The sequence below is a fragment of the Streptococcus sp. K0074 genome (assembly GCF_048843365.1).
GTDB lineage: Bacteria > Bacillota > Bacilli > Lactobacillales > Streptococcaceae > Streptococcus > Streptococcus mitis_BM.
Genome location: NZ_CP184836.1, coordinates 1,907,293 through 1,929,141, shown reverse-complemented (window position 1 = coordinate 1,929,141; position 21,849 = coordinate 1,907,293). Strand labels below are relative to the sequence as shown.

General features: G+C 43.3%; 18 protein-coding genes, 17 tRNA genes, 2 rRNA genes and 4 pseudogenes. 33 read left to right on the top strand and 8 right to left on the bottom strand.

Going from position 1 to position 21,849, the window contains the following annotated elements; all coding sequences use genetic code 11:
- Positions 1-33 precede the first annotated feature (33 nt).
- The 19 genes from ACN076_RS09555 to ACN076_RS09465 all read left to right on the top strand — a co-directional run bounded on the left by ACN076_RS09555 (position 34) and on the right by ACN076_RS09465 (position 4,632).
- Positions 34-2,934: ribosomal RNA gene (locus tag ACN076_RS09555) — 23S ribosomal RNA — on the top strand.
- 76 nt (positions 2,935-3,010) lie between these two features.
- Positions 3,011-3,126: ribosomal RNA gene (rrf, locus tag ACN076_RS09550) — 5S ribosomal RNA — on the top strand.
- 4 nt (positions 3,127-3,130) lie between these two features.
- Positions 3,131-3,203, top strand: a tRNA-Val gene (locus ACN076_RS09545).
- 2 nt (positions 3,204-3,205) lie between these two features.
- Positions 3,206-3,278, top strand: a tRNA-Asp gene (locus tag ACN076_RS09540).
- Positions 3,279-3,301: 23 nt separating this feature from the next.
- Positions 3,302-3,374 (top strand) — tRNA-Lys (locus ACN076_RS09535).
- 5 nt (positions 3,375-3,379) lie between these two features.
- Positions 3,380-3,461, top strand: a tRNA-Leu gene (locus tag ACN076_RS09530).
- An 18-nt stretch (positions 3,462-3,479) separates the two neighbouring features.
- Positions 3,480-3,552, top strand: a tRNA-Thr gene (locus ACN076_RS09525).
- Positions 3,553-3,574: 22 nt separating this feature from the next.
- A tRNA-Gly gene (locus ACN076_RS09520) sits at positions 3,575-3,646 on the top strand.
- Between the two features lie 7 nt (positions 3,647-3,653).
- A tRNA-Leu gene (locus ACN076_RS09515) sits at positions 3,654-3,739 on the top strand.
- A gap of 9 nt (positions 3,740-3,748) precedes the next feature.
- A tRNA-Arg gene (locus tag ACN076_RS09510) sits at positions 3,749-3,822 on the top strand.
- A 15-nt stretch (positions 3,823-3,837) separates the two neighbouring features.
- Positions 3,838-3,911, top strand: a tRNA-Pro gene (locus tag ACN076_RS09505).
- Between the two features lie 5 nt (positions 3,912-3,916).
- Positions 3,917-3,990: transfer RNA gene (locus tag ACN076_RS09500), tRNA-Met, on the top strand.
- Between the two features lie 13 nt (positions 3,991-4,003).
- Positions 4,004-4,077 (top strand) — tRNA-Ile (locus tag ACN076_RS09495).
- Between the two features lie 12 nt (positions 4,078-4,089).
- Positions 4,090-4,179, top strand: a tRNA-Ser gene (locus ACN076_RS09490).
- Positions 4,180-4,189: 10 nt separating this feature from the next.
- Positions 4,190-4,263 (top strand) — tRNA-Met (locus ACN076_RS09485).
- Between the two features lie 3 nt (positions 4,264-4,266).
- Positions 4,267-4,339 (top strand) — tRNA-Phe (locus tag ACN076_RS09480).
- A gap of 20 nt (positions 4,340-4,359) precedes the next feature.
- A tRNA-Gly gene (locus tag ACN076_RS09475) sits at positions 4,360-4,430 on the top strand.
- 34 nt (positions 4,431-4,464) lie between these two features.
- A tRNA-Ile gene (locus ACN076_RS09470) sits at positions 4,465-4,538 on the top strand.
- Positions 4,539-4,544: 6 nt separating this feature from the next.
- Positions 4,545-4,632: transfer RNA gene (locus tag ACN076_RS09465), tRNA-Ser, on the top strand.
- Positions 4,633-4,820: 188 nt separating this feature from the next.
- Here ACN076_RS09465 and birA read toward each other — a convergent pair.
- Complete coding sequence (birA, locus tag ACN076_RS09460; RefSeq protein WP_153193023.1) at positions 4,821-5,756, bottom strand: bifunctional biotin--[acetyl-CoA-carboxylase] ligase/biotin operon repressor BirA; 936 nt, start codon at positions 5,754-5,756, stop codon at positions 4,821-4,823.
- Positions 5,757-6,039: 283 nt separating this feature from the next.
- Between birA and ACN076_RS09455 the strand changes: the two genes are divergently transcribed.
- The 9 genes and pseudogenes from ACN076_RS09455 to ACN076_RS09415 all read left to right on the top strand — a co-directional run bounded on the left by ACN076_RS09455 (position 6,040) and on the right by ACN076_RS09415 (position 13,634).
- A complete protein-coding gene (locus ACN076_RS09455; RefSeq protein ID WP_023946034.1) occupies positions 6,040-7,233 on the top strand; it encodes an O-antigen ligase family protein in 1,194 nt (397 codons plus the stop codon).
- A 144-nt stretch (positions 7,234-7,377) separates the two neighbouring features.
- Complete coding sequence (locus ACN076_RS09450) at positions 7,378-7,821, top strand: MarR family winged helix-turn-helix transcriptional regulator (protein ID WP_420789898.1); 444 nt, start codon at positions 7,378-7,380, stop codon at positions 7,819-7,821.
- Positions 7,822-7,855: 34 nt separating this feature from the next.
- Positions 7,856-8,047, top strand: a pseudogene (locus tag ACN076_RS09445) (polyketide cyclase); the annotation flags it as partial.
- A 14-nt stretch (positions 8,048-8,061) separates the two neighbouring features.
- On the top strand, positions 8,062-8,790 hold the full coding sequence (locus ACN076_RS09440) for an ABC transporter ATP-binding protein (protein WP_061087643.1): 729 nt from the start codon (positions 8,062-8,064) through the stop codon (positions 8,788-8,790).
- Entirely contained in the window at positions 8,783-10,303 is a 1,521-nt protein-coding gene (locus ACN076_RS09435) for an ABC transporter permease/substrate-binding protein (protein ID WP_414359926.1), read from the top strand. Before ACN076_RS09440 ends, ACN076_RS09435 begins: the two co-directional genes overlap by 8 nt.
- Positions 10,304-10,641: 338 nt before the next feature.
- On the top strand, positions 10,642-11,244 hold the full coding sequence (locus ACN076_RS09430) for a hypothetical protein (protein ID WP_000846131.1): 603 nt from the start codon (positions 10,642-10,644) through the stop codon (positions 11,242-11,244).
- A complete protein-coding gene (locus tag ACN076_RS09425; RefSeq protein ID WP_420789897.1) occupies positions 11,244-12,035 on the top strand; it encodes an energy-coupling factor transporter transmembrane component T in 792 nt (263 codons plus the stop codon). Before ACN076_RS09430 ends, ACN076_RS09425 begins: the two co-directional genes overlap by 1 nt.
- Positions 12,011-12,847, top strand: coding sequence for an ABC transporter ATP-binding protein (locus ACN076_RS09420; protein ID WP_020901625.1), 837 nt, complete (start codon positions 12,011-12,013; stop codon positions 12,845-12,847). The genes ACN076_RS09425 and ACN076_RS09420 overlap by 25 nt, the downstream gene beginning before the upstream one ends.
- Entirely contained in the window at positions 12,834-13,634 is an 801-nt protein-coding gene (locus tag ACN076_RS09415; RefSeq protein ID WP_101786469.1) for an energy-coupling factor ABC transporter ATP-binding protein, read from the top strand. The genes ACN076_RS09420 and ACN076_RS09415 overlap by 14 nt, the downstream gene beginning before the upstream one ends.
- Positions 13,635-13,858: 224 nt before the next feature.
- On the opposite strand, the gene ACN076_RS09410 is transcribed toward ACN076_RS09415, so the two are convergent.
- The 5 genes and pseudogenes from ACN076_RS09410 to ACN076_RS09390 all read right to left on the bottom strand — a co-directional run.
- Complete coding sequence (locus tag ACN076_RS09410; RefSeq protein ID WP_001062367.1) at positions 13,859-14,020, bottom strand: hypothetical protein; 162 nt, start codon at positions 14,018-14,020, stop codon at positions 13,859-13,861.
- The gene (locus ACN076_RS09405) at positions 14,008-14,235 is read right to left on the bottom strand and encodes a DNA-binding protein (protein WP_420789896.1); all 228 of its coding nucleotides are present in this window, start codon (positions 14,233-14,235) and stop codon (positions 14,008-14,010) included. Before ACN076_RS09405 ends, ACN076_RS09410 begins: the two co-directional genes overlap by 13 nt.
- Before the next feature lie 12 nt (positions 14,236-14,247).
- The gene (locus ACN076_RS09400; RefSeq protein ID WP_001287840.1) at positions 14,248-14,505 is read right to left on the bottom strand and encodes a plasmid replication protein; all 258 of its coding nucleotides are present in this window, start codon (positions 14,503-14,505) and stop codon (positions 14,248-14,250) included.
- Positions 14,498-14,818 (bottom strand): annotated as a pseudogene (locus tag ACN076_RS09395) (DNA replication protein); the annotation flags it as partial. The gene ACN076_RS09400 and the pseudogene ACN076_RS09395, both read right to left, overlap by 8 nt.
- Before the next feature lie 24 nt (positions 14,819-14,842).
- Positions 14,843-15,193 (bottom strand): annotated as a pseudogene (locus ACN076_RS09390) (IS6 family transposase); the annotation flags it as partial.
- Positions 15,194-15,232: 39 nt separating this feature from the next.
- Between ACN076_RS09390 and pnuC the strand changes: the two are divergent.
- Positions 15,233-15,754, top strand: a pseudogene (gene pnuC / locus ACN076_RS09385) (nicotinamide riboside transporter PnuC); the annotation flags it as partial.
- Between the two features lie 153 nt (positions 15,755-15,907).
- On the opposite strand, the gene ACN076_RS09380 reads toward pnuC, so the two are convergent.
- Positions 15,908-16,444, bottom strand: a complete 537-nt coding sequence (locus ACN076_RS09380; RefSeq protein ID WP_420789895.1) for a TetR/AcrR family transcriptional regulator — start codon at positions 16,442-16,444, stop codon at positions 15,908-15,910.
- 132 nt (positions 16,445-16,576) lie between these two features.
- Between ACN076_RS09380 and ACN076_RS09375 the strand changes: the two genes are divergently transcribed.
- On the top strand, positions 16,577-17,467 hold the full coding sequence (locus tag ACN076_RS09375) for a cation diffusion facilitator family transporter (RefSeq protein WP_420789894.1): 891 nt from the start codon (positions 16,577-16,579) through the stop codon (positions 17,465-17,467).
- A 34-nt stretch (positions 17,468-17,501) separates the two neighbouring features.
- Here the strand turns inward: ACN076_RS09375 and galR are convergent, their stop codons facing one another.
- Positions 17,502-18,506, bottom strand: coding sequence for a DNA-binding transcriptional regulator GalR (galR, locus tag ACN076_RS09370; RefSeq protein ID WP_420789893.1), 1,005 nt, complete (start codon positions 18,504-18,506; stop codon positions 17,502-17,504).
- Positions 18,507-18,669: 163 nt separating this feature from the next.
- On the opposite strand from galR, the gene ACN076_RS09365 reads away from it, so the two are divergent.
- The 3 genes from ACN076_RS09365 to ACN076_RS09355 all read left to right on the top strand — a co-directional run bounded on the left by ACN076_RS09365 (position 18,670) and on the right by ACN076_RS09355 (position 21,822).
- Positions 18,670-19,848 carry a galactokinase gene (locus ACN076_RS09365; RefSeq protein ID WP_420789892.1) on the top strand — a complete coding sequence of 393 codons (1,179 nt, stop codon included), beginning with the start codon at positions 18,670-18,672 and terminating at the stop codon, positions 19,846-19,848.
- 18 nt (positions 19,849-19,866) lie between these two features.
- A complete protein-coding gene (locus tag ACN076_RS09360) occupies positions 19,867-21,348 on the top strand; it encodes a UDP-glucose--hexose-1-phosphate uridylyltransferase (protein WP_420789891.1) in 1,482 nt (493 codons plus the stop codon).
- A gap of 69 nt (positions 21,349-21,417) precedes the next feature.
- Positions 21,418-21,822: a PaaI family thioesterase gene (locus ACN076_RS09355; protein ID WP_000651223.1), complete on the top strand. Its 405-nt coding sequence runs from the start codon at positions 21,418-21,420 to the stop codon at positions 21,820-21,822.
- Positions 21,823-21,849: the final 27 nt, after the last annotated feature.

The window sequence follows — 21,849 nt, the reverse complement described above, 5'->3', positions numbered from 1 at the left end:
ATAAGAGTTTATGACTGAAAGGTCAAAAAATAAGGTTAAGTTAATAAGGGCGCACGGTGGATGCCTTGGCACTAGGAGCCGAAGAAGGACGTGACAAACGACGATATGCCTTGGGTAGCTGTAAGTAAGCGATGATCCAGGGATTTCCGAATGGGGGAACCCAACAGGTACTACCTGTTACCCGCATCTGTTAAGGATGTGAGGAGGAAGACGCAGTGAACTGAAACATCTAAGTAGCTGCAGGAAGAGAAAGCAAAAGCGATTGCCTTAGTAGCGGCGAGCGAAACGGCAGGAGGGCAAACCGAAGAGTTTACTCTTCGGGGTTGTAGGACTGCAATGTGGACTCAAAGATTATAGAAGAATGATTTGGGAAGATCAGCCAAAGAGAGTAATAGCCTCGTATTTAAAATAGTCTTTGTACCTAGCAGTATCCTGAGTACGGCGGGACACGCGAAATCCCGTCGGAATCTGGGAGGACCATCTCCCAACCCTAAATACTCCCTAGTGACCGATAGTGAACCAGTACCGTGAGGGAAAGGTGAAAAGCACCCCGGGAGGGGAGTGAAATAGAACCTGAAACCGTGTGCCTACAACAAGTTCGAGCCCGTTAATGGGTGAGAGCGTGCCTTTTGTAGAATGAACCGGCGAGTTACGTTATGATGCGAGGTTAAGTTGAAGAGACGGAGCCGTAGGGAAACCGAGTCTGAACAGGGCGAATTAGTATCATGACGTAGACCCGAAACCATGTGACCTACCCATGAGCAGGTTGAAGGTGCGGTAAGACGCACTGGAGGACCGAACCAGGGCACGTTGAAAAGTGCTTGGATGACTTGTGGGTAGCGGAGAAATTCCAAACGAACTTGGAGATAGCTGGTTCTCTCCGAAATAGCTTTAGGGCTAGCGTCGACATTAAGATTCTTGGAGGTAGAGCACTGTTTGGGTGAGGGGTCCATCCCGGATTACCAATCTCAGATAAACTCCGAATGCCAATGAATTATGGTCGGCAGTCAGACTGCGAGTGCTAAGATCCGTAGTCGAAAGGGAAACAGCCCAGACCACCAGCTAAGGTCCCAAAATAATTGTTAAGTGGAAAAGGATGTGGGGTTGCACAGACAACTAGGATGTTAGCTTAGAAGCAGCTATTCATTCAAAGAGTGCGTAATAGCTCACTAGTCGAGTGACCCTGCGCCGAAAATGTACCGGGGCTAAAACAATTTACCGAAGCTGTGGATACCTTTATAGGTATGGTAGGAGAGCGTTCTATGTGTGAAGAAGGTGTACCGTGAGGAGTGCTGGAACGCATAGAAGTGAGAATGCCGGTATGAGTAGCGAAAGACAGGTGAGAATCCTGTCCACCGTAAGACTAAGGTTTCCAGGGGAAGGCTCGTCCGCCCTGGGTTAGTCGGGACCTAAGGAGAGACCGAAAGGTGTATCCGATGGACAACAGGTTGATATTCCTGTACTAGAGTATGTAGTGATGGAGGGACGCAGTAGGCTAACTAAAGCAGACGATTGGAAGTGTCTGTCTAAGCAGTGAGGTGTGATATGAGTCAAATGCTTATATCTGTAACATTGAGCTGTGATGGGGAGCGAAGTTTAGTAGCGAAGTTAGTGACGTCACACTGCCAAGAAAAGCTTCTAGCGTTTAAACATACTCTACCCGTACCGCAAACCGACACAGGTAGTCGAGGCGAGTAGCCTCAGGTGAGCGAGAGAACTCTCGTTAAGGAACTCGGCAAAATGACCCCGTAACTTCGGGAGAAGGGGTGCTGACTTTAAGTCAGCCGCAGTGAATAGGCCCAAGCAACTGTTTATCAAAAACACAGCTCTCTGCTAAATCGTAAGATGATGTATAGGGGGTGACGCCTGCCCGGTGCTGGAAGGTTAAGAGGAGTGCTTAGCGCAAGCGAAGGTATGAATTGAAGCCCCAGTAAACGGCGGCCGTAACTATAACGGTCCTAAGGTAGCGAAATTCCTTGTCGGGTAAGTTCCGACCCGCACGAAAGGCGTAATGATTTGGGCACTGTCTCAACGAGAGACTCGGTGAAATTTTAGTACCTGTGAAGATGCAGGTTACCCGCGACAGGACGGAAAGACCCCATGGAGCTTTACTGCAGTTTGATATTGAGTGTCTGTACCACATGTACAGGATAGGTAGGAGTCTAAGAGATCGGGACGCCAGTTTCGAAGGAGACGTTGTTGGGATACTACCCTTGTGTTATGGCCACTCTAACCCGGATAGGTGATCCCTATCGGAGACAGTGTCTGACGGGCAGTTTGACTGGGGCGGTCGCCTCCTAAAAGGTAACGGAGGCGCCCAAAGGTTCCCTCAGAATGGTTGGAAATCATTCGCAGAGTGTAAAGGTATAAGGGAGCTTGACTGCGAGAGCTACAACTCGAGCAGGGACGAAAGTCGGGCTTAGTGATCCGGTGGTTCCGTATGGAAGGGCCATCGCTCAACGGATAAAAGCTACCCTGGGGATAACAGGCTTATCTCCCCCAAGAGTTCACATCGACGGGGAGGTTTGGCACCTCGATGTCGGCTCGTCGCATCCTGGGGCTGTAGTCGGTCCCAAGGGTTGGGCTGTTCGCCCATTAAAGCGGCACGCGAGCTGGGTTCAGAACGTCGTGAGACAGTTCGGTCCCTATCCGTCGCGGGCGTAGGAAATTTGAGAGGATCTGCTCCTAGTACGAGAGGACCAGAGTGGACTTACCGCTGGTGTACCAGTTGTCTTGCCAAAGGCATCGCTGGGTAGCTATGTAGGGAAGGGATAAACGCTGAAAGCATCTAAGTGTGAAACCCACCTCAAGATGAGATTTCCCATGATTTTATATCAGTAAGAGCCCTGAGAGATGATCAGGTAGATAGGTTAGAAGTGGAAGTGTGGCGACACATGTAGCGGACTAATACTAATAGCTCGAGGACTTATCCAAAGTAACTGAGAATATGAAAGCGAGAGGTTTTCTTGGTTTGAATAGATATTCAATTTTGAGTAGGTATTACTCAGAGTTAAGTGACGATAGCCTAGGAGATACACCTGTACCCATGCCGAACACAGAAGTTAAGCCCTAGAACGCCGGAAGTAGTTGGGGGTTGCCCCCTGTGAGATATGGAAGTCGCTTAGCTCTAGGGAGTTTAGCTCAGCTGGGAGAGCATCTGCCTTACAAGCAGAGGGTCAGCGGTTCGATCCCGTTAACTCCCAAAGGTCCCGTAGTGTAGCGGTTATCACGTCGCCCTGTCACGGCGAAGATCGCGGGTTCGATTCCCGTCGGGACCGTTAGAATAACGTAAGTTATTTTAGACTCGTTAGCTCAGTTGGTAGAGCAATTGACTTTTAATCAATGGGTCACTGGTTCGAGCCCAGTACGGGTCATATCTGCGGGTTTGGCGGAATTGGCAGACGCACCAGATTTAGGATCTGGCGCTTAACGGCGTGGGGGTTCAAGTCCCTTAACCCGCATTAAGATATAATAAATGAGCCGGCTTAGCTCAGTTGGTAGAGCATCTGATTTGTAATCAGAGGGTCGCGTGTTCAAGTCATGTAGCCGGCATTTTTAGATAGAAGAAAACAGTGCGAACGTAGTTCAGTGGTAGAACACCACCTTGCCAAGGTGGGGGTCGCGGGTTCGAATCCCGTCGTTCGCTTAGAGAGGCCGGGGTGGCGGAACTGGCAGACGCACAGGACTTAAAATCCTGCGATTGGTAACGATCGTACCGGTTCGATTCCGGTCCTCGGCATAATATAGAGCACCCTTAGCTCAACTGGATAGAGTACCTGACTACGAATCAGGCGGTTAGAGGTTCGACTCCTCTAGGGTGCATTTTTCTATTTAACTCGGGAAGTAGCTCAGCTTGGTAGAGTACTTGGTTTGGGACCAAGGTGTCGCAGGTTCGAATCCTGTCTTCCCGATATATGGCGGTGTAGCTCAGCTGGCTAGAGCGTCCGGTTCATACCCGGGAGGTCGGGGGTTCGATCCCCTTCGCCGCTATAATGATCTTGTTGGACCTTTAGCTCAGCTGGTTAGAGCTCTCGGCTCATAACCGAGTGGTCGTAGGTTCAAGTCCTACAAGGTCCATTTGAATATTATGGAGGATTACCCAAGTCCGGCTGAAGGGAACGGTCTTGAAAACCGTCAGGCGTGTAAAAGCGTGCGTGGGTTCGAATCCCACATCCTCCTTTTGTATTAACGCGGGATGGAGCAGCTCGGTAGCTCGTCGGGCTCATAACCCGAAGGTCGTAGGTTCAAATCCTGCTCCCGCAATAAGGCTCGGTAGCTCAGTTGGTAGAGCAATGGATTGAAGCTCCATGTGTCGGCGGTTCGATTCCGTCTCGCGCCATTTTTACTTATAGTATGTATGCGGGTGTAGTTTAGTGGTAAAACTACAGCCTTCCAAGCTGTTGTCGCGAGTTCGATTCTCGTCACCCGCTTTGAAATTTGTTCAAATTACCAAGTTTTTAACTTGGGCGCGTAGCTCAGGTGGTTAGAGCGCACGCCTGATAAGCGTGAGGTCGGTGGTTCGAGTCCACTCGTGCCCATTAATTGGAGAATTACTCAAGAGGCTGAAGAGGACGGTTTGCTAAATCGTTAGGTCGGGTAACTGGCGCAAGGGTTCGAATCCCTTATTCTCCGTTTTAATGAGGGTTTATAACTCTCTTTTTTTTGTATTTTTAAGAATAGTAGAATAAAAACTTCAGATTTGTAAAACTTAATTGGATTACTTATCTGAAGTTTTTTTGCGCTCTTTGTCAACTGTAGTGGGCTGCAGAAAAGCTAAAATCTTTATATATTGTCGTTTTTATGGTTGTGCTTATTTATTACTACTTCCAACTCTTGAGTGAAATTTCTCCGCTATTGAGCCAGATTTCTTTTCCGTTATCACATTGTACTAAAAGTTTTCCATTTTCAGAGATATCTTTAGCAAGTCCCTTGTAGTCTTTTTTGTCCAGTGTGAAAGCAACTTCTTTTCCAAGCACGAATGACTGTTTTTTATATAGGTATAATAACTCATCTGCTGGTGTTTCGAAGAAAGCACGCCAGATTTCTATGATTAATTCATTCCTTGTTATTGGAGCTGTAGTTTTAAATAAGCTAGCAGCTTTTTCTTTTAATTCTTGTGGGAAATCATTAATAGTAAAGTTGATTCCTACTCCAATAATGATATCTGTGACTAAGCCTGTTTCTACAGAGGTCATTGCTTCAGTGAGAATTCCTCCAATTTTATGATTGTTTAGGTAGATATCATTGACCCATTTTATGTCGACATCTATTAAAGTTAGGTTCTTAATGGCTTTGTAGACAGCTCCGGCTACAAGTAGTGTGTAGGAGGGTAATTTGTCGTAGGGGAGATTTGGTTTAAGATGGAGCGTCATATAAATGCCACCTTGTGGTGAGTAGAAAGAACGTTGAAATCGACCTCGACCTGCTGTTTGATAGGAAGCTATATAGAGGGTGTTTGCTTCATTCCCTAAATCAATTGCTTCTTTTGCATCGAGTTGTGTTGATCTTGTTTCGGGTTTAAAGCTGACTTTAATTGGAAGATTTTCTTCTAGAATCTCTGGAAGAATAAGGTCTCCATTCACCAGTTTATAGCCTTTGTTTTTGATACTATCAATTTCAATGCCTTCTTGTTCTAGCCGCTTGATGGCTTTCCAAATTGATGTTCGGCTGAGGGATAGTTCTTCTGCGATTTTTTCTCCGCTGATATAATCGGTTTCTTTTGCTAGAATTTGGTAGACAGCTTGGTAGGATTTCATAGTGTTTCCTTTCTTTAGGAATTGTAAATGATTTAAATATAGTTTGGATAGTTCCTTCTAATCTTTATTTTATTACTACTATTTTAACATATGCCTAGTATTTTCGGCACGATTTTTTGGAGTGAATCTAGTCATTAAGCTTGAGTTGTGAAATCTCAGTATTTTTGCTCACTTTTTTACCTAGGGAAACGTTTCCTTTGTTTTCAAATTGCTAAAAAAGTGGTACAATAAAGGGTAGCTTACTATTATCTGAATCAATTGATTTGGAGAGAAAGGATTCATTTTGAAATCAATAGGCTTTATTGAAAAGCTGAAAGGGTTGTCTAGTAAAGAGCTGATTTTATTGGGGATTATCCTGAGTATCTTTTTACCCTTTTATCTTTTTGTAGTTGTATTCTGTTTATATATTATCAGTTTAATTTTCACAGGAGACATGAAAAGTATTCTTCAGAAAATGGGGGAGCATCCGATGCTGCTTCTTTTTCTTGGCTATAGTACTGTTATATCCGTTTTTGCACAAAATTGGATGGGTCTTGTGGCTTCGGTAGGAATTTTTCTATTTACTGTTTTCTTTTTGCACTATCAGTCGATTTTATCACATAAATTCTTTCGATTGATTTTGCAGCTCGTCTTGTTTGGTAGCGTCTTGTCAGCTGCTTTTGCGAGTTTAGAACATTTCCAAATTGTGAAGAAATTCAACTATGCTTTTCTTTCACCCAATATGCAGGTGTGGCATCAGAATCGTGCAGAAGTGACCTTCTTTAATCCTAATTATTATGGAATTATTTGTTGTTTCTGTATCATGATTGCCTTCTATCTGTTTACAACGACCAAGTTGAATTGGTTGAAAGTATTCTGTGTGATTGCAGGCTTTGTGAATCTCTTTGGATTGAACTTTACTCAAAATCGAACTGCCTTTCCTGCTATTATCGCTGGAGCAATCATCTATCTCTTTACGACCATTAAAAACTGGAAGGCCTTTTGGCTTAGTATTGGGGTCTTTGCGATTGGCTTGAGCTTCCTCTTTTCCAGTGATTTGGGAGTTCGGATGGGGACTTTAGATTCTTCTATGGAAGAACGCATTTCTATCTGGGATGCTGGGATGGCCTTGTTTAAGCAAAATCCTTTTTGGGGTGAGGGGCCATTGACCTATATGCACTCTTATCCTAGAATAAATGCTCCTTATCATGAACATGCTCACAGTCTATATATCGATACGATTCTGAGTTACGGAATTGTGGGGACTATTTTATTAGTTTTGTCTTCTGTTGCTCCTGTTCGCTTGATGATGGATATGAGTCAGGAGTCGGGGAAACGCCCGATTATCGGTCTTTATCTATCTTTTCTTACAGTGGTTGCTGTGCATGGAATCTTTGACTTGGCCCTCTTCTGGATTCAGTCAGGTTTCATTTTCTTGCTAGTTATGTGCAGTATTCCATTGGAGCATCGAACTTTGGTATCAGATATGACGGATTAAGTTTATAAGATTGAAATCTTCTACCTTGAGTAGGAGATTTTTTTACTGGGAAAAATTATTTCCAAATCGAAATAGTTGACAGTTGGAACGATGAGTGTTACAATTGTTTTATTCATTTCGATATGGAAATAAATTGGAGGTGTCATGAAAGATAGTCATTTGGTAGCCCATCATATTCGTTTGTTGAATGGGCGGATTTTTCAAAAGTTACTGAGCCAAGACCCTGAAGCTCTTTATCGGAGTGAACAGGGCAAGATTTTAGCGGTTTTATGGAATAGTGAAACTGGCTGTGCAACTGCGACAGATATTGCGCTTGCGACTGGGCTTGCTAACAATACACTGACGACTATGATAAAAAAGTTAGAGGAGCAAAATCTTGTAACTGTTAGTCCATGTGGAGAAGATAAGCGTAAGAAGTATTTGGTTTTAACAGAGTTGGGGGAGTCTCAGAAAGAAGTGGGGCATCGTGTCAGTCAGAAATTGGATAGGATCTTTTACAAAGGATTTTCAGAGGAAGAAATTCGTCAGTTTGAAGCCTTTCAAGAAAGAATTTTGGCTAATCTGAAAGAGGAGGAAAATGAGGTTTAAAATGGAGCAAATTAGCTGTTTATAAGTAAAGGCCACTTTTGACTTTGTTTTCCAACTCTTAGGACAAGGAAACTATGTGGTTAGCTATGGTCAGAATCGGATTGGTTGCCTTGCCTATGCCCAGTACGATATCTTCCGTCTAGAAAACGGGAAAATTGTGGAGCATTGGGACAATAAGGAAGTCATGCCTAAGGTAGAAGACTTGACCAATCGATGGAAGTTTTAAATTGAGGATACAGAATGATTGAATACAAAAATGTAGCTTTACGTTACACAGAAAAAGATGTTTTGAGAGATGTCAATTTACGAATTGAGAATGGAGAGTTTATGGTTTTAGTTGGTCCATCTGGCTCAGGTAAGACGACCATGATCAAGATGATTAATCGTCTTTTGGAACCAACTGATGGAAATATTTATATGGATGGCAAGCGCATTAAAGATTATGATGAGCGTGAACTTCGTCTTTCTACTGGTTATGTTTTACAGGCCATTGCTCTCTTTCCAAATCTAACGGTCGCGGAAAATATTGCACTGATTCCTGAGATGAAAGGATGGACTAAGGAAGAAATTGCTCAGAAAACAGAAGAGCTTTTGGCTAAGGTTGGCTTGCCAGTAGCTGAGTATGGGCATCGTTTGCCTAGTGAATTATCTGGTGGAGAACAGCAACGGATCGGTATTGTTCGTGCTATGATTGGTCAGCCTAAGATTCTCCTCATGGATGAACCTTTTTCAGCCTTGGATGCTATTTCGAGAAAACAGTTGCAGGTTCTGACTAAAGAATTGCATAAAGAGTTTGGGATGACAACGATTTTTGTGACCCATGATACGGATGAAGCCTTGAAATTGGCAGACCGTATTGCTGTCTTGCAGGATGGGGAGATTCGCCAGGTAGCGAATCCCGAGACCATTTTAAAAGCTCCTGCAACAGAATTTGTAGCAGACTTGTTTGGAGGTAGTGTTCATGACTAATTTAATTGCAACTTTTCAAGATCGTTTTAGTGATTGGTTGACAGCTCTATCTCAACATTTACAGTTGTCACTATTGACCTTGTTGCTGGCCATCTTTATAGCGATTCCCTTGGCTGTTTATCTTCGATATCATGAGAAGTTAGCGGATTGGGTCTTACAGATTGCAGGGATTTTCCAGACCATCCCGTCTCTGGCCTTGTTGGGACTCTTTATCCCCTTGATGGGAATTGGAACCTTGCCAGCTTTGACAGCTCTAGTGATTTATGCGATTTTTCCGATTTTGCAAAATACCATCACTGGGCTGAAGGGAATTGATCCGAGTCTGCAAGAGGCCGGGATTGCCTTTGGGATGACCAGATGGGAACGTCTCAAGAAGTTTGAAATTCCACTTGCTATGCCTGTTATGATGTCTGGGATTCGGACGGCGGCGGTCTTAATTATCGGTACGGCAACCTTGGCTGCCTTGATTGGGGCAGGGGGACTGGGTTCCTTTATCCTTTTGGGAATTGACCGTAATAATGCCAGTCTGATTTTGATTGGGGCACTTTCTTCTGCAGTGCTGGCCATTGCCTTTAACTTCCTACTAAAAGTGATGGAAAAGGCAAAATTGCGGACGATTTTCTCTGGTTTTGCTTTGGTGACAATATTGCTTGGTTTGTCTTATAGCCCAGCTCTCTTGGCTCAAAAAGAGAAAGAAAACTTGGTTATTGCTGGGAAATTGGGACCGGAACCAGAAATTTTGGCCAATATGTATAAACTCCTTATTGAAGAAAATACCAGCATGACTGCTACTGTTAAACCGAATTTTGGGAAAACAAGCTTTCTCTATGAAGCTCTGAAAAAAGGCGATATTGATATTTATCCTGAATTTACTGGTACGGTGACTGAAAGTCTACTTCAACCATCACCGAAAGTTAGTCATGAGCCAGATCAGGTTTATCAGGTGGCGCGTGATGGTATTGCCAAACAGGATCATCTAGCCTATCTCAAACCCATGTCTTATCAAAATACCTATGCTGTAGCTGTTCCGAAAAAGATTGCTCAAGAATATGGCTTGAAGACCATTTCGGACTTGAAAAAAGTGGAAGGGCAGCTAAAGGCAGGCTTTACACTTGAGTTTAATGACCGTGAAGATGGAAATAAGGGCTTGCAGTCAATGTATGGTCTCAATCTCAATGTGGCGACCATGGAACCAGCCCTTCGCTATCAGGCAATTCAGTCAGGCGATATTCAAATCACGGACGCTTATTCGACTGATGCGGAATTGGCACGTTATGATTTACAGGTATTGGAAGATGACAAACAACTCTTCCCACCTTATCAAGGGGCTCCACTAATTAAAGAAGCTCTTCTCAAGAAACATCCAGAGTTGGAAACAGTTCTCAATAAATTGGCTGGTAAAATTACTGAAAGCCAGATGAGCCAGCTCAACTATCAAGTGGGTGTTGAAGGCAAGTCAGCAGAACAAGTAGCCAAGGAGTTTCTACAAGAACAAGGTTTGTTGAAGAAATAGTTTGAAAATGTCAAACTCAACTTTGTTAAACGACCATATAGAAAACTGCTCAGACAATGTTGTCTGGGCTTTTTTGGTGTCAGAATTAATGATTTTCATTTTTAAATGGAAAATAAGAGGAAATTTTTAGGATTTTCTAAAATTTTACTGTAAATACACTTGACTATTCATAAAATAGGTGTATAATGTGTTGTGAACTACTTAACAAATAAAGATTTCCAGCTCATGTCGACTAAGGCTGGAAATCTTGTGTATAGACAGTTCAGTAGATATATAATAGAGCGTTGCGTCCGAAAGTCTATCCAGACACGGCTCTTTAAAAACAAAAGGAGAAGATTATGAAAACAGAACCGATTCATCGTACCAGTATGTGGAAATTTAAGTTAAGTGCTGCCACCATGACTTTGATTCCCGCTGCCGTGGGGATTAACTATGTTGCCAAAGCCTTGGCGGAGGGATTAAAGTTGCCCGTTTGGCTTGGGTCTTTGGGAACCTTTCTTACCAGCATGTTGGCTGGGCCGGTTGCCGGTGCCATTAGTGGTTTCATCAACAACGTGATCTATGGGCTGACCTTATCGCCAATTTCAACCGTGTATGCGATTACCAGCATCGGAATTGGGATTGCTGTCGGAGTTTTGCACGCCAATGGGTGGTTCTCGTCAGCGCGACGAGTATTTGTTTCTGCTATTATTATTGCCATCGTTTCAGCTGTCATTTCAACGCCACTCAACGTCATCTTTTGGGGTGGTCAGACCGGTATCGCTTGGGGTGACTCATTGTTTGCGGTAATGGTCGCCAATCATGTACCAGTGTGGCTGGCCTCATTTACCGATGAGTTTGTCTTGGATATTTTGGATAAAGTCTGCGTGGCCTACCTGTCATTCTTCATCTATCGTCAGCTGCCGAAGCGGATGGTGCACTTCTTTAGCGATGATAAATGATGACTGATAAAACATTAATTTCTGGAGCGCCGTGGGTCAAGCTCAAGTGGTACCAGGTGATCGATCCGATTACTAAGCTCTTGTTCATCTTGGACATGACGTTGTTGAGCTTTGCCAATATGAATTTATTGCTTCAGGCCGGATTAATTCTTGTCGCAACACTGCTATTGTTATTTTCCAAATTGAGTTCTACCACCTTTAAGGCGCTGGGATTCAGCCTGTTTCTGATTTGCACCATGCTGATCATCCAAGGGTTATTTTACAGTCAGAATCAAACTGTGCTGTTTTCTGTGCTTGGGGTGTCGTTCTACAAAGAAGGCCTGATTTACGCCACCACTCTGGGTTGTCGAGTATTGGTGATTATTTTGACCAGTGGCTTTTTTATGGTGACCACGAGTATTTCAGAAAACGCGGCCTATTTGGAACTGTCCGGATTGTCTTATAAAACCGTCTACGTTCTGATGTCGGTGTGTTATATTTTGCCGGAAATGATGCGCAATATGCGGAAAATCCAGCAGGCACAAAAAGTTCGCGGAACCAATCCGCAAAAAACGTTGATTCAGAAATTAAAGTCAGTCCTGCCGGTTCTGATTCCATTGGTGATTAAGACCTTGGATCAATCGATGACGCGGTCGATTTCTCTCCAACTGAGAGGTTTTGATAATCTCAACCGGACTGTCAGAACCTCCCAGCGCGTGTATCGCCTGTCGCGGACGCTGCACATTGGTCTGACTGGATTGGCAATTTTATTGATTGGGTGGAAGATATGGACGAAGATAAACGGATTGTAATTGAAAATTTGACCACCCGTTATCCGGGTACTGAGCAACCACAACTGCGTCAGATTAACGCGGAGGTTCATACCGGCCAGGTGGTTGGGATTATCGGGAATAGCCACTCCGGCAAATCGACTTTGTGCCGTGTACTGGCAGGGGTCATTCCCAAAATTGTGTCTGCTGAGATTGAGGGCGACTGGCACATGTTTGGCCAGCGAGTGTCCGACAATTGGCCCGTTTATAATGCCATGAATGGAGTTGTACTGCAAAATCCAGCTGGCCAACTAAGCGGGTTGGCAGACACGGTTGCCGATGAAATCGCCTTTGACTTGATTAATCAGGGAATGGCTGAAGGACTGATTCAAAAACGGGTTGAAGAAGTTGCCACGCAAATGGGGTTGATTGAACAGCTGAATTTGCGTCCCGAGAGCCTTTCCGGTGGTCAGATCCAGCGGTTGGCAATTGCCACGGCGATTGTGGCTAATCCGGCTGTTTTGATTATGGATGATCCGACCAGTGAGATGGATCCCCTTGGCCGCCGGCAATTTTTCCAATGGCTGGCCCAAGTCAAAGAGACGACTGTCTTCATTGTCACCAGTGAAATTGACGATTTGTGCGAAGTCGCCGACGTTGTGTGGGTGCTGCACGAGGGTCAAATGGTAGCCCAGGGCAGGCCGGGTGAGGTGTTTAATCATTTGGTAGCTGACTGGCAGATTCCAGCCCCGACAATCCAGCAACTTGCTCAAAAAATGGATTGGCACTTGGCTGATGGCCGGTATCCGGTGAATTACGCTGATCTGAAGGAGGTTCGTTATGTCCACAATTGAACTGAGCCACTTGACGTTCACTTATCCGGAACGGTCCTTTAGCTTGGATGTTGAAGACAAACACTTCACCGATCCGATGGTGGCGATTGTCGGTCAAAATGGTGCCGGCAAATCAACGCTCTTCAAATTGTTGACGGGCTTACTGACACCACAAACCGGTGTGATTAAGATCGATGGAGAAAATTTTAATGATCTTAAACCAGTCGAAAAGTTACTGAAGGTTGGGATTACTTTTCAGAATCCTGACGATCAGCTTTTCAATCCGACCGTTCAACGAGAGGTGGAGTGGAGTGTTGCGCAGGTCATGGATGACCACGACACGATTACGAGGCGGGCTTTAGAGGCTCTAAAAAGAGTTGGCTTGGATGATAAAACAGCTGAAAGTCCATATGACCTGTCATTGTCGGAACGCAAGCTGTTGAGCGTTGCCACAGTTTTGGCAGTGGATCCGGCGATTTATTTATTTGATGAGCCGATGATGTCGCTTGATTGGGAAAGCCGGCGCAAGTTGACCGCAATTTTCCATCAGTTGGCTGATTCGGGCCACCAAGTTGTGACCATCACCCATGACATGGATTGGGTCGCCGCCGAGTTTGAGTCGGTATATGTTATGGAACACGGGAAGTTTAGCTTCGCCGGCAATCCACGGGAATTGTTCAGCGATCGCGAACTTGTCCAGCGAGTGGGATTACTACCACCACGGATTATGGACATAGCGGAGTCGCTGGGTGATTCACAGACATATTTATCGGTTAATGATTATTGCCAGAAAAATCGAGATGTATAGAAAAAGTCACCTCTGCGGGTTTTCCAGGTTGAAGGATTAACTTCAGCTTCTGGCAAGAACTCACATGGGTGACTTTTGTGTTTAATAACGTTTCATGATCATCGGGTGCTTCCTCAGATCACTCGGTTTGATTTTACTTTGTTTCATGGTCATAATCATATACCATTTCTTTTGGATTTTTTGTTTGACTAATACAAAATAGGTCTTCATAGGTCTTCGCATTTTTAGCGCCCATTAGGATCATCAGTATAATTTTCTGAATTAGGAGACTGTCCCATCACTATTCGAACTTCGTCTCCCAACTTACGCTGTTCCCATTCATCCGTGAATCCTTTAAATCGCAATTCTGGAACTTTCTTTTTAACTGAATCATCTATTTTCGCCATAGTCCCCACCATTTTATTGGTTTTTCTTGTTCTTCTATCCTTTTTTGATCTTTGATTTGTTCCTGCAAATTTTCCAACTTCTCTTTAAGAGCGTTCACTTCATCTTTATATTGATAGTCTAAGTGTTTGAATTCTGTTTCCTGTGAGGGTATTTTGAGGGCTTTTAATTTATCATTTTCCGCCTTGTATTCTTCTAGCAACTTTTTATCTTGCAAGGTTAATCGTTGTTACTGGTCTAACAAATTAGTTAGTTTTTCTATTTGTTGGTCTTTGCTACTTATTTGTTGGTCTTTGGTATTTGATTTGCTACTACTTTCTACTTTACCTAAAATTATTTTTTCTGCTTTAGAATTTATTAGATTAGACCCATTGGAACTTTTAAGCTGTAATTCTTTTGGTAACCTTTGGTAGTGATATTGAATATTTTGTTTTGTAACACTCAACTCATCCGCCAGCTCTTTGATCGTTTTTAAGTCTTCACTCATGGTTTAAGTCCTGCCTTTTAACCGTTGGTAGATATTGTTCAATGGCTTTTTTGAGGTAGCGTGCGATATTATGCTTAGAATATTCTTCACGTCTGCTGGCAACATAAGACAAGTGGTCTTTAACACTATTTAGCCCTCTTAATTCTTTCAGTTCGTCATAGAGGGGGTAAACATGGACTTGCAATCCTGCCATGATTTTTGTATCTTGCATTTCAAACGGACTTAGCAACATATTTTCTAGCAATAGCGTGGTGTACTTGCTTTTCATTGCTTCAATAGCTAGCTTATCTTCGGTTTCTGCTTTGCGTGCTTTATCTTCTTGATAGGCGGTATCTTCTAACTTATAGCTGTTATCGTCTGCTCGACGTTTCTTTCGTAACCAGATATCCAATGTTAAACCGTCCGCATCAATCGCTCGATAGAGATAATGCCAACGCCCCTTAATTTTGATATAGGTTTCATCCATTTTCCAAGAATAGAAGGACTGTTTATTTTTCTTTTTCCAGAGATGATAGAGGATTTTACTGTATTCTTGAATCCACCGATAAATCGTAGTGTGACAAACATTTATTCCACGGTCATAAAGCAATTCCTGAACTTCACGATAGCTCAGATTGTAACGTAGGTAATAATCAACAGCGACAATGATGACGTCTTGTTGGAATTGTTTGCCTTTAAAATGATTCATCTCTCAAGCCTTACTAACCTTTTTTCTGCTCTTTGAGAAGCTGAAGGCCGTGCGAGTAACTACCTATTTGGTTTGATTAATTCCATCATTTATCTGGTGCTTGCCCTTCAAAAAGGCTTCTATGGTGAGGTTTTAACAACTCTCTATTTTACAATTATGCAGCCAATTGGTCTATTGGTTTGGATTTATCAAGCCCAGTTTAAGAAAGAAAAGCAGGAGTTTGTCGCGCGTAAGCTGGACGGAAAGGGTTGGACCAAGTATCTGTCCATTAGTGTTCTTTGGTGGTTGGCCTTTGGGTTTATTTATCAGTCTATCGGTGCCAATCGTCCCTATCGTGATTCTATCACTGATGCGACCAATGGTGTAGGGCAAATCCTCATGACAGCTGTTTACCGTGAACAGTGGATATTCTGGGCAGCTACCAATGTCTTTTCAATCTATCTCTGGTGGGGAGAAAGCCTGCAAATTCAAGGGAAATACCTGATTTATCTCATCAACAGTCTAGTTGGTTGGTATCAATGGAGCAAGGCTGCTAAGCAGAATACTGATTTACCTAACTAGGAAAAGATGTTTTAGGTTTTGGGATAAAACAGATAGAGTTGATAATAAAGGATTTTATATTATGAAAAAGAGGATCTGTGGGTCCTCTTTTGTTGTTAAAAAAATGAAAAACTCAGTAGCCTAGAAATAAGGCAACCGAGCTCTACTCTGTATTCAATTTTTAGGAATGAGAAGGTCTAGATAAAACTGGACAACTTCCTGGTCTGTAAAGTCTTGTCCTTTTTTGAGCCACCAGGTCAATGTCTCGATAAAGTTGGTTACAACTAAGTGTTGGAGATAAGAATCAGGCAGACTTGGGTGAGCTTTTTTCAAATCATCAGCCAGCATGGGATTGACGTGGTGCTCCAGCTCTCTCTGGAGTTGACGGAGGAAGTAGTCATTTTTGGAAAATAGCAGACTGGTGATATGGTCTTGGTTTTTCTGAAAATGCAGAAAGAGGTGGGTGAGATAATCCTCGGTAGAAACGGATTGTTCTCTTTCAAAGAGGTGATGGAAGAGGTGACGGCAAAGCTCGTCCAGAAGTAGTTCCTTGCTCTCGTAGTGACAGTAAAAGGTGGAACGTCCCACATCTGCGAGATCAATGATATCCTGAACTGTAGTGGCTTCGTAACCCTTATCGTTTAAAAGTTGTAGAAAAGCTTGATAGATGGCTTTTTTTGTTTTGCTGATACGGCGGTCAATGTTAGTCATATGGACACTTGAGGCAAATTGTTCAGAACTGAATAAAGCTGACCTTTTGCTTCTATACTTTCTTTGAGTTTTAGTGGATAATGATAATGAACAAGATGTTCATGAATCTATTATAACAAAGGAATGAGAAATATGAAGGTAAAATATGCTGTTTGGGTGGTTTTTTTCTTAAATTTGACTTATGCCATTGTCGAGTTTATTGCAGGTGGAGTATTTGGTTCGAGCGCTGTTCTTGCTGACTCTGTGCATGACTTGGGAGATGCGATTGCAATTGGAATATCAGCTTTTCTAGAAACCATCTCCAATCGTGAAGAAGACAATCAGTACACTTTGGGTTATAAGCGTTTTAGTCTGCTAGGAGCCTTGGTAACAGCGATAATACTCATGACAGGATCTGTTCTAGTCATTTTGGAAAATGTCACGAAGATTTTAAATCCGCAACCAGTCAATGATGAGGGGATTCTCTGGTTAGGAATGATTGCGATTACTATTAATGTGTTAGCCAGTCTAATGGTTGGTAAGGGAAAGACAAAGAATGAGTCTATTCTGAGTCTGCATTTTCTGGAAGATACCCTAGGGTGGGTGGCTGTCATCCTAATGGCCATTGTTCTTCGATTTACGGACTGGTATATCCTAGATCCACTTTTGTCCCTTGTCATTTCTTTCTTTATTCTTTCAAAAGCTCTTCCATGTTTTTGGTCTACTCTCAAGATTTTCTTGGATGCTGTGCCAGAAGGTCTTGATATCAAGCAAGTAAAGAATGGCCTGGAGCGATTGGACAATGTGGCCAGTCTTAATCAGCTTAATCTCTGGACTATGGATGGTTTGGAAAAAAATGCCATTGTCCATGTTTGTATGAAAGAAATGGGAAATATGGAAGCTTGTAAAGAATCTATTCGAATTTTCCTCAAAGATTGTGGTTTCCAAAATATTACCATTGAGGTGGATGCAGACCTAGAAACTCATCAAGAACATAAGCGTAAGCTGTGTGACTTGGAGCGGAGTCAGGAGCATCATCATTAGAAAAAACGGCCTTGCTAGAGGCCGTTTTGTAATCCTAATCATTTCTGGTACTTTCTCTCAAAGTCAGTCTGGTTCCAAGCATAGTCAGGCTAGGGATTTTGCGACCGTGGAGGACTTCCTTGTTAAGAATATCCATGCCTGCTCGGCCCATTTCTTCGGTATAGACGGTAATGCTAGAAAGAGGAGGATAGACCTGCTTGGTCAGGCTAGTGTCGTTAAAAGAAATGAGGCTGACGCGGTCTGGCAGGCTAATTCCAGCTTCTTGGAGGGCACGGAGGGCACCGATAGCTAAACTATCACTGGCAGCAAAAAATGCTGGCGGGAGTTGGTCTCCTAAACTCTGAATGGCCTCCTTCATCAAGTCATAGCCAGACTGGGCGGTAAAGCTTCCTTGAAAGACCAGTTCATCATGATAGATTGCTTTTGTTTGACTGTAGTTTCTGAAATTTTCAAGCCGTTTATCCTCAATAATTTCTTCTTGATCTGTTGTTTCTTCAAGGCCTGTTAGAATCCCGATGCGGTCCATCCCTTGACTGAGGAAATAATCGACAACCTGTTTCATGGCAGTGTAAAAGTCCGTGATAATGCAGGTATGTCCCAGGGAAAGTGTATCGCTGTCTAGAAAGACTAGAGGCTTTTGGTATTCTTCAAAGACAGAAATCTGTGCTCGGCTAAACTTTCCGATACAGAGAATCCCAATCACTTCCTCACTTAGTGTAAAAGGATGGTCGTTAAAATAGCGCAAGATATCATAGTCCAATTCTTGGGCTCTTTTTTCAATTCCGAGGCGGATCTGGTAGTAGTAAAGGTCGTCCAGCTCTCCTTGTTCACTAACCCATTGGATAATGGCAATCTTTTGCTTGAGTTTGTGACCTTCTCCTGTCTTAAGATGCTTGGTGTAGCCCAGCTCTTCAGCTACGGTCAAAATACGGTGTCTAGTTTCTTCAGTAACGGATAGACTCTGGTCGCGATTGAGGACACGAGATACGGTCGCGATAGAGACAGAGGCTAGCTGTGCAATGTCTTTTAAGGTAGCCATAAATCCTCCTTGATTAGGTTAGTATATCATATTTTTCTGCTTTTTACTGATAGTTTAGTAAAATTTTAGTAAAAAGGATTGACCTTGGGAAATCCCTTGGATACAATAGAAGAAAACGATTACACGTTAAGGTGATTTAACGGACAGTCAAAGGAGAATTCATATGACACAACATCTTACTGCAGAAGCCCTTCGCAAAGACTTTCTTGCTGTTTTTGGTCAAGAAGCAGACCAAACTTTCTTTTCACCAGGTCGTATCAACTTGATTGGTGAACACACAGACTACAACGGTGGGCACGTTTTTCCTGCTGCTATTTCCTTGGGAACTTATGGTGCAGCTCGCAAACGTGATGACCAAGTCTTGCGATTCTACTCAGCAAACTTTGAGGACAAGGGCATCATCGAAGTACCTTTAGCTGACCTCAAATTTGAAAAAGAGCATAACTGGACCAACTATCCAAAAGGTGTCCTTCATTTCTTGCAAGAAGCTGGACATGTGATTGACAAAGGTTTTGATTTTTATGTTTATGGGAATATCCCAAATGGTGCTGGTTTGTCTTCATCAGCATCCTTGGAACTTTTGACAGGGGTCGTGGCAGAGCATCTCTTTGACTTAAAATTAGAGCGTCTCGATTTGGTTAAAATCGGAAAACAAACAGAAAACAACTTTATCGGAGTCAACTCTGGTATCATGGACCAGTTTGCTATTGGTATGGGGGCTGACCAACGTGCTATTTACTTAGATACCAACACTTTAGAGTATGATTTGGTACCACTTGATTTGAAAGACAATGTAGTGGTGATCATGAATACTAACAAACGCCGTGAATTGGCGGATTCTAAATATAATGAACGTCGTGCTGAGTGTGAAAAAGCAGTGGAAGAATTGCAAGTTGCCTTGGATATTAAGACCCTAGGTGAATTGGATGAGTGGGCCTTTGACCAATACAGCTATCTGATTAAAGATGAAAATCGTTTGAAACGTGCTCGCCATGCCGTGCTTGAAAACCAACGTACCCTCAAAGCTCAAGCAGCTCTTCAGGCAGGTGATTTGGAAACATTTGGTCGTTTGATGAATGCTTCTCACGTTTCTCTGGAGCATGACTATGAAGTAACTGGTTTGGAATTGGATACTCTTGTTCACACAGCTTGGGCTCAAGAAGGTGTTCTCGGTGCTCGTATGACAGGGGCTGGTTTTGGCGGCTGTGCCATTGCTTTGGTGCAAAAAGATGCTGTTGAGGCCTTTAAGGAAGTTGTTGGCAAACACTACGAGGAAGTAGTTGGATACGCTCCAAGCTTCTATATCGCTGAAGTTGCAGGTGGCACTCGCGTCCTTGATTAGTCAAAAGGAGGCTCTATAGTGACCTTAGTAGATAAATTTGTAACACATGTCATTGCAGAAAGTACATATGAGGAAATGGATCGAATCTACCTGACCAATCGTGTCTTGGCACGAGTGGGAGATGGTGTTTTGGAAGCTGAGACCAATCTGGATAAATTGATTGACCTCAAGGATCAGTTGGTTGAGGAAGCCGTTCGATTAGAGACGATTGAGGATAGTCAGACTGCGCGTGAAATTCTCGGTGCTGAACTGATGGATTTGGTGACCCCTTGTCCCAGTCAGGTTAATCGTGACTTTTGGATAACCTATGCCCGATCTCCGGAGAATGCGATAGCGGATTTTTACCAACTCAGTCAGAAAAATGACTACATCAAACTCAAGGCCATTGCTAAAAATATCGCTTATCGTGTTCCATCTGATTACGGTGAGCTTGAAATTACCATCAACCTCTCTAAGCCTGAAAAGGATCCGAAAGAGATTGCGGCAGCCAAGTTGGTGCAAGCTAGTAATTATCCTCAGTGTCAGCTTTGTCTAGAGAACGAGGGCTATCATGGTCGAGTTAACCACCCAGCTCGCAGCAACCACCGTATTATCCGTTTTGAAATGGATGGTCAGGAATGGGGCTTCCAGTATTCGCCCTATGCTTACTTTAATGAGCACTGTATTTTCTTAGATGGCCAGCATCGTCCCATGGCCATTAGTCGTCAGAGTTTTGAACGTTTGTTGGCTATCGTAGAGCAGTTTCCAGGATATTTTGCTGGCTCTAATGCCGACTTGCCGATTGTGGGAGGGTCTATTCTGACTCATGACCACTACCAGGGAGGCCGTCACGTATTTCCTATGGAATTGGCTCCCTTGCAAAAGACCTTCCGATTTGCTGGTTTTGAGCAGGTCAAGGCTGGAATTGTTAAGTGGCCAATGTCAGTGTTGCGTTTGACTTCGGTTTCCAAAGAAGATTTGATCAACTTAGCTGACAAGATTTTGCAGGAATGGCGCCAGTATTCAGATCCAAGGGTGCAAGTCTTGGCAGAAAGTAATGGAACACCACACCATACCATTACACCCATTGCCCGCAAACGTGATGGACAGTTTGAGTTGGACTTAGTCTTGAGAGACAATCAGACTTCTGCAGAACATCCTGATGGCATCTATCATCCTCACAAGGATGTCCAACATATCAAGAAGGAAAATATCGGCTTGATTGAGGTCATGGGCTTGGCAATCTTACCACCACGTCTGAAAGAAGAAGTGGAGCAAGTCGCTAGCCATCTTGTAGGAGAAGCTGATACAGTTGCCGATTATCATCAGGAATGGGCAGACCAACTAAAAGCCCACCATCCAGACCTAACGGATAAAGAAAAAGCCCTTGAAATCGTCAAGGACTCTGTGGGTGCTATCTTTGCGCGTGTACTTGAGGATGCAGGAGTCTACAAGCAGACGGAACAAGGACAGGCGGACTTTATGCGCTTTGTGGAGCAGGTCGGAATTTTGCCAGACTAGGAGCTTTCTCCTTGCACAGTCCTATAAAAAGTAGTATCATAGTGTCGTTTGAAATATCAGGAGGAAACGATGAAAGATTTTCATTTTGACGCTATATCTGCCTTTGAAAATTACGAAATTGAACAAATGAGAGATGGTCACGTTGTGGTGACGACCAAAGTAGTGGACTCGTCGCTCAACTACTATGGCAATGCTCATGGTGGCTATCTCTTTACCCTTTGCGACCAGATCAGTGGTTTGGTGGTCATATCTCTGGGACTTGATGGAGTGACACTTCAGTCCTCTATCAACTACCTCAAGGCAGGAAAACTTGATGATGTATTGACAATAAAAGGAGAATGTGTCCATCAAGGTCGCACAACCTGTGTCGTGGATGTTGATATCACCAATCAAGAAGGCAGAAATGTCTGTAAAGCAACTTTCACTATGTTTGTCACAGGCCAGCGGTCAGAAGACAGACAGGTAAGGATATAGATAAACTAAAAAAGAGGCTTACACCTC

Bases quoted from the DNA above. Each gene is read 5' to 3' on its own strand.
- birA (WP_153193023.1), bottom strand. From the start codon at position 5,756: ATGAAATCCTACCAAGCTGTCTACCAAATTCTAGCAAAAGAAACCGAT.
- ACN076_RS09450 (WP_420789898.1), top strand. From the start codon at position 7,378: ATGAAAGATAGTCATTTGGTAGCCCATCATATTCGTTTGTTGAATGGG.
- ACN076_RS09440 (WP_061087643.1), top strand. From the start codon at position 8,062: ATGATTGAATACAAAAATGTAGCTTTACGTTACACAGAAAAAGATGTT.
- ACN076_RS09435 (WP_414359926.1), top strand. From the start codon at position 8,783: ATGACTAATTTAATTGCAACTTTTCAAGATCGTTTTAGTGATTGGTTG.
- ACN076_RS09430 (WP_000846131.1), top strand. From the start codon at position 10,642: ATGAAAACAGAACCGATTCATCGTACCAGTATGTGGAAATTTAAGTTA.
- ACN076_RS09425 (WP_420789897.1), top strand. From the start codon at position 11,244: ATGACTGATAAAACATTAATTTCTGGAGCGCCGTGGGTCAAGCTCAAG.
- ACN076_RS09420 (WP_020901625.1), top strand. From the start codon at position 12,011: ATGGACGAAGATAAACGGATTGTAATTGAAAATTTGACCACCCGTTAT.
- ACN076_RS09415 (WP_101786469.1), top strand. From the start codon at position 12,834: ATGTCCACAATTGAACTGAGCCACTTGACGTTCACTTATCCGGAACGG.
- ACN076_RS09410 (WP_001062367.1), bottom strand. From the start codon at position 14,020: ATGGCGAAAATAGATGATTCAGTTAAAAAGAAAGTTCCAGAATTGCGA.
- ACN076_RS09400 (WP_001287840.1), bottom strand. From the start codon at position 14,505: ATGAGTGAAGACTTAAAAACGATCAAAGAGCTGGCGGATGAGTTGAGT.
- ACN076_RS09380 (WP_420789895.1), bottom strand. From the start codon at position 16,444: ATGACTAACATTGACCGCCGTATCAGCAAAACAAAAAAAGCCATCTAT.
- ACN076_RS09375 (WP_420789894.1), top strand. From the start codon at position 16,577: ATGAAGGTAAAATATGCTGTTTGGGTGGTTTTTTTCTTAAATTTGACT.
- galR (WP_420789893.1), bottom strand. From the start codon at position 18,506: ATGGCTACCTTAAAAGACATTGCACAGCTAGCCTCTGTCTCTATCGCG.
- ACN076_RS09365 (WP_420789892.1), top strand. From the start codon at position 18,670: ATGACACAACATCTTACTGCAGAAGCCCTTCGCAAAGACTTTCTTGCT.
- ACN076_RS09355 (WP_000651223.1), top strand. From the start codon at position 21,418: ATGAAAGATTTTCATTTTGACGCTATATCTGCCTTTGAAAATTACGAA.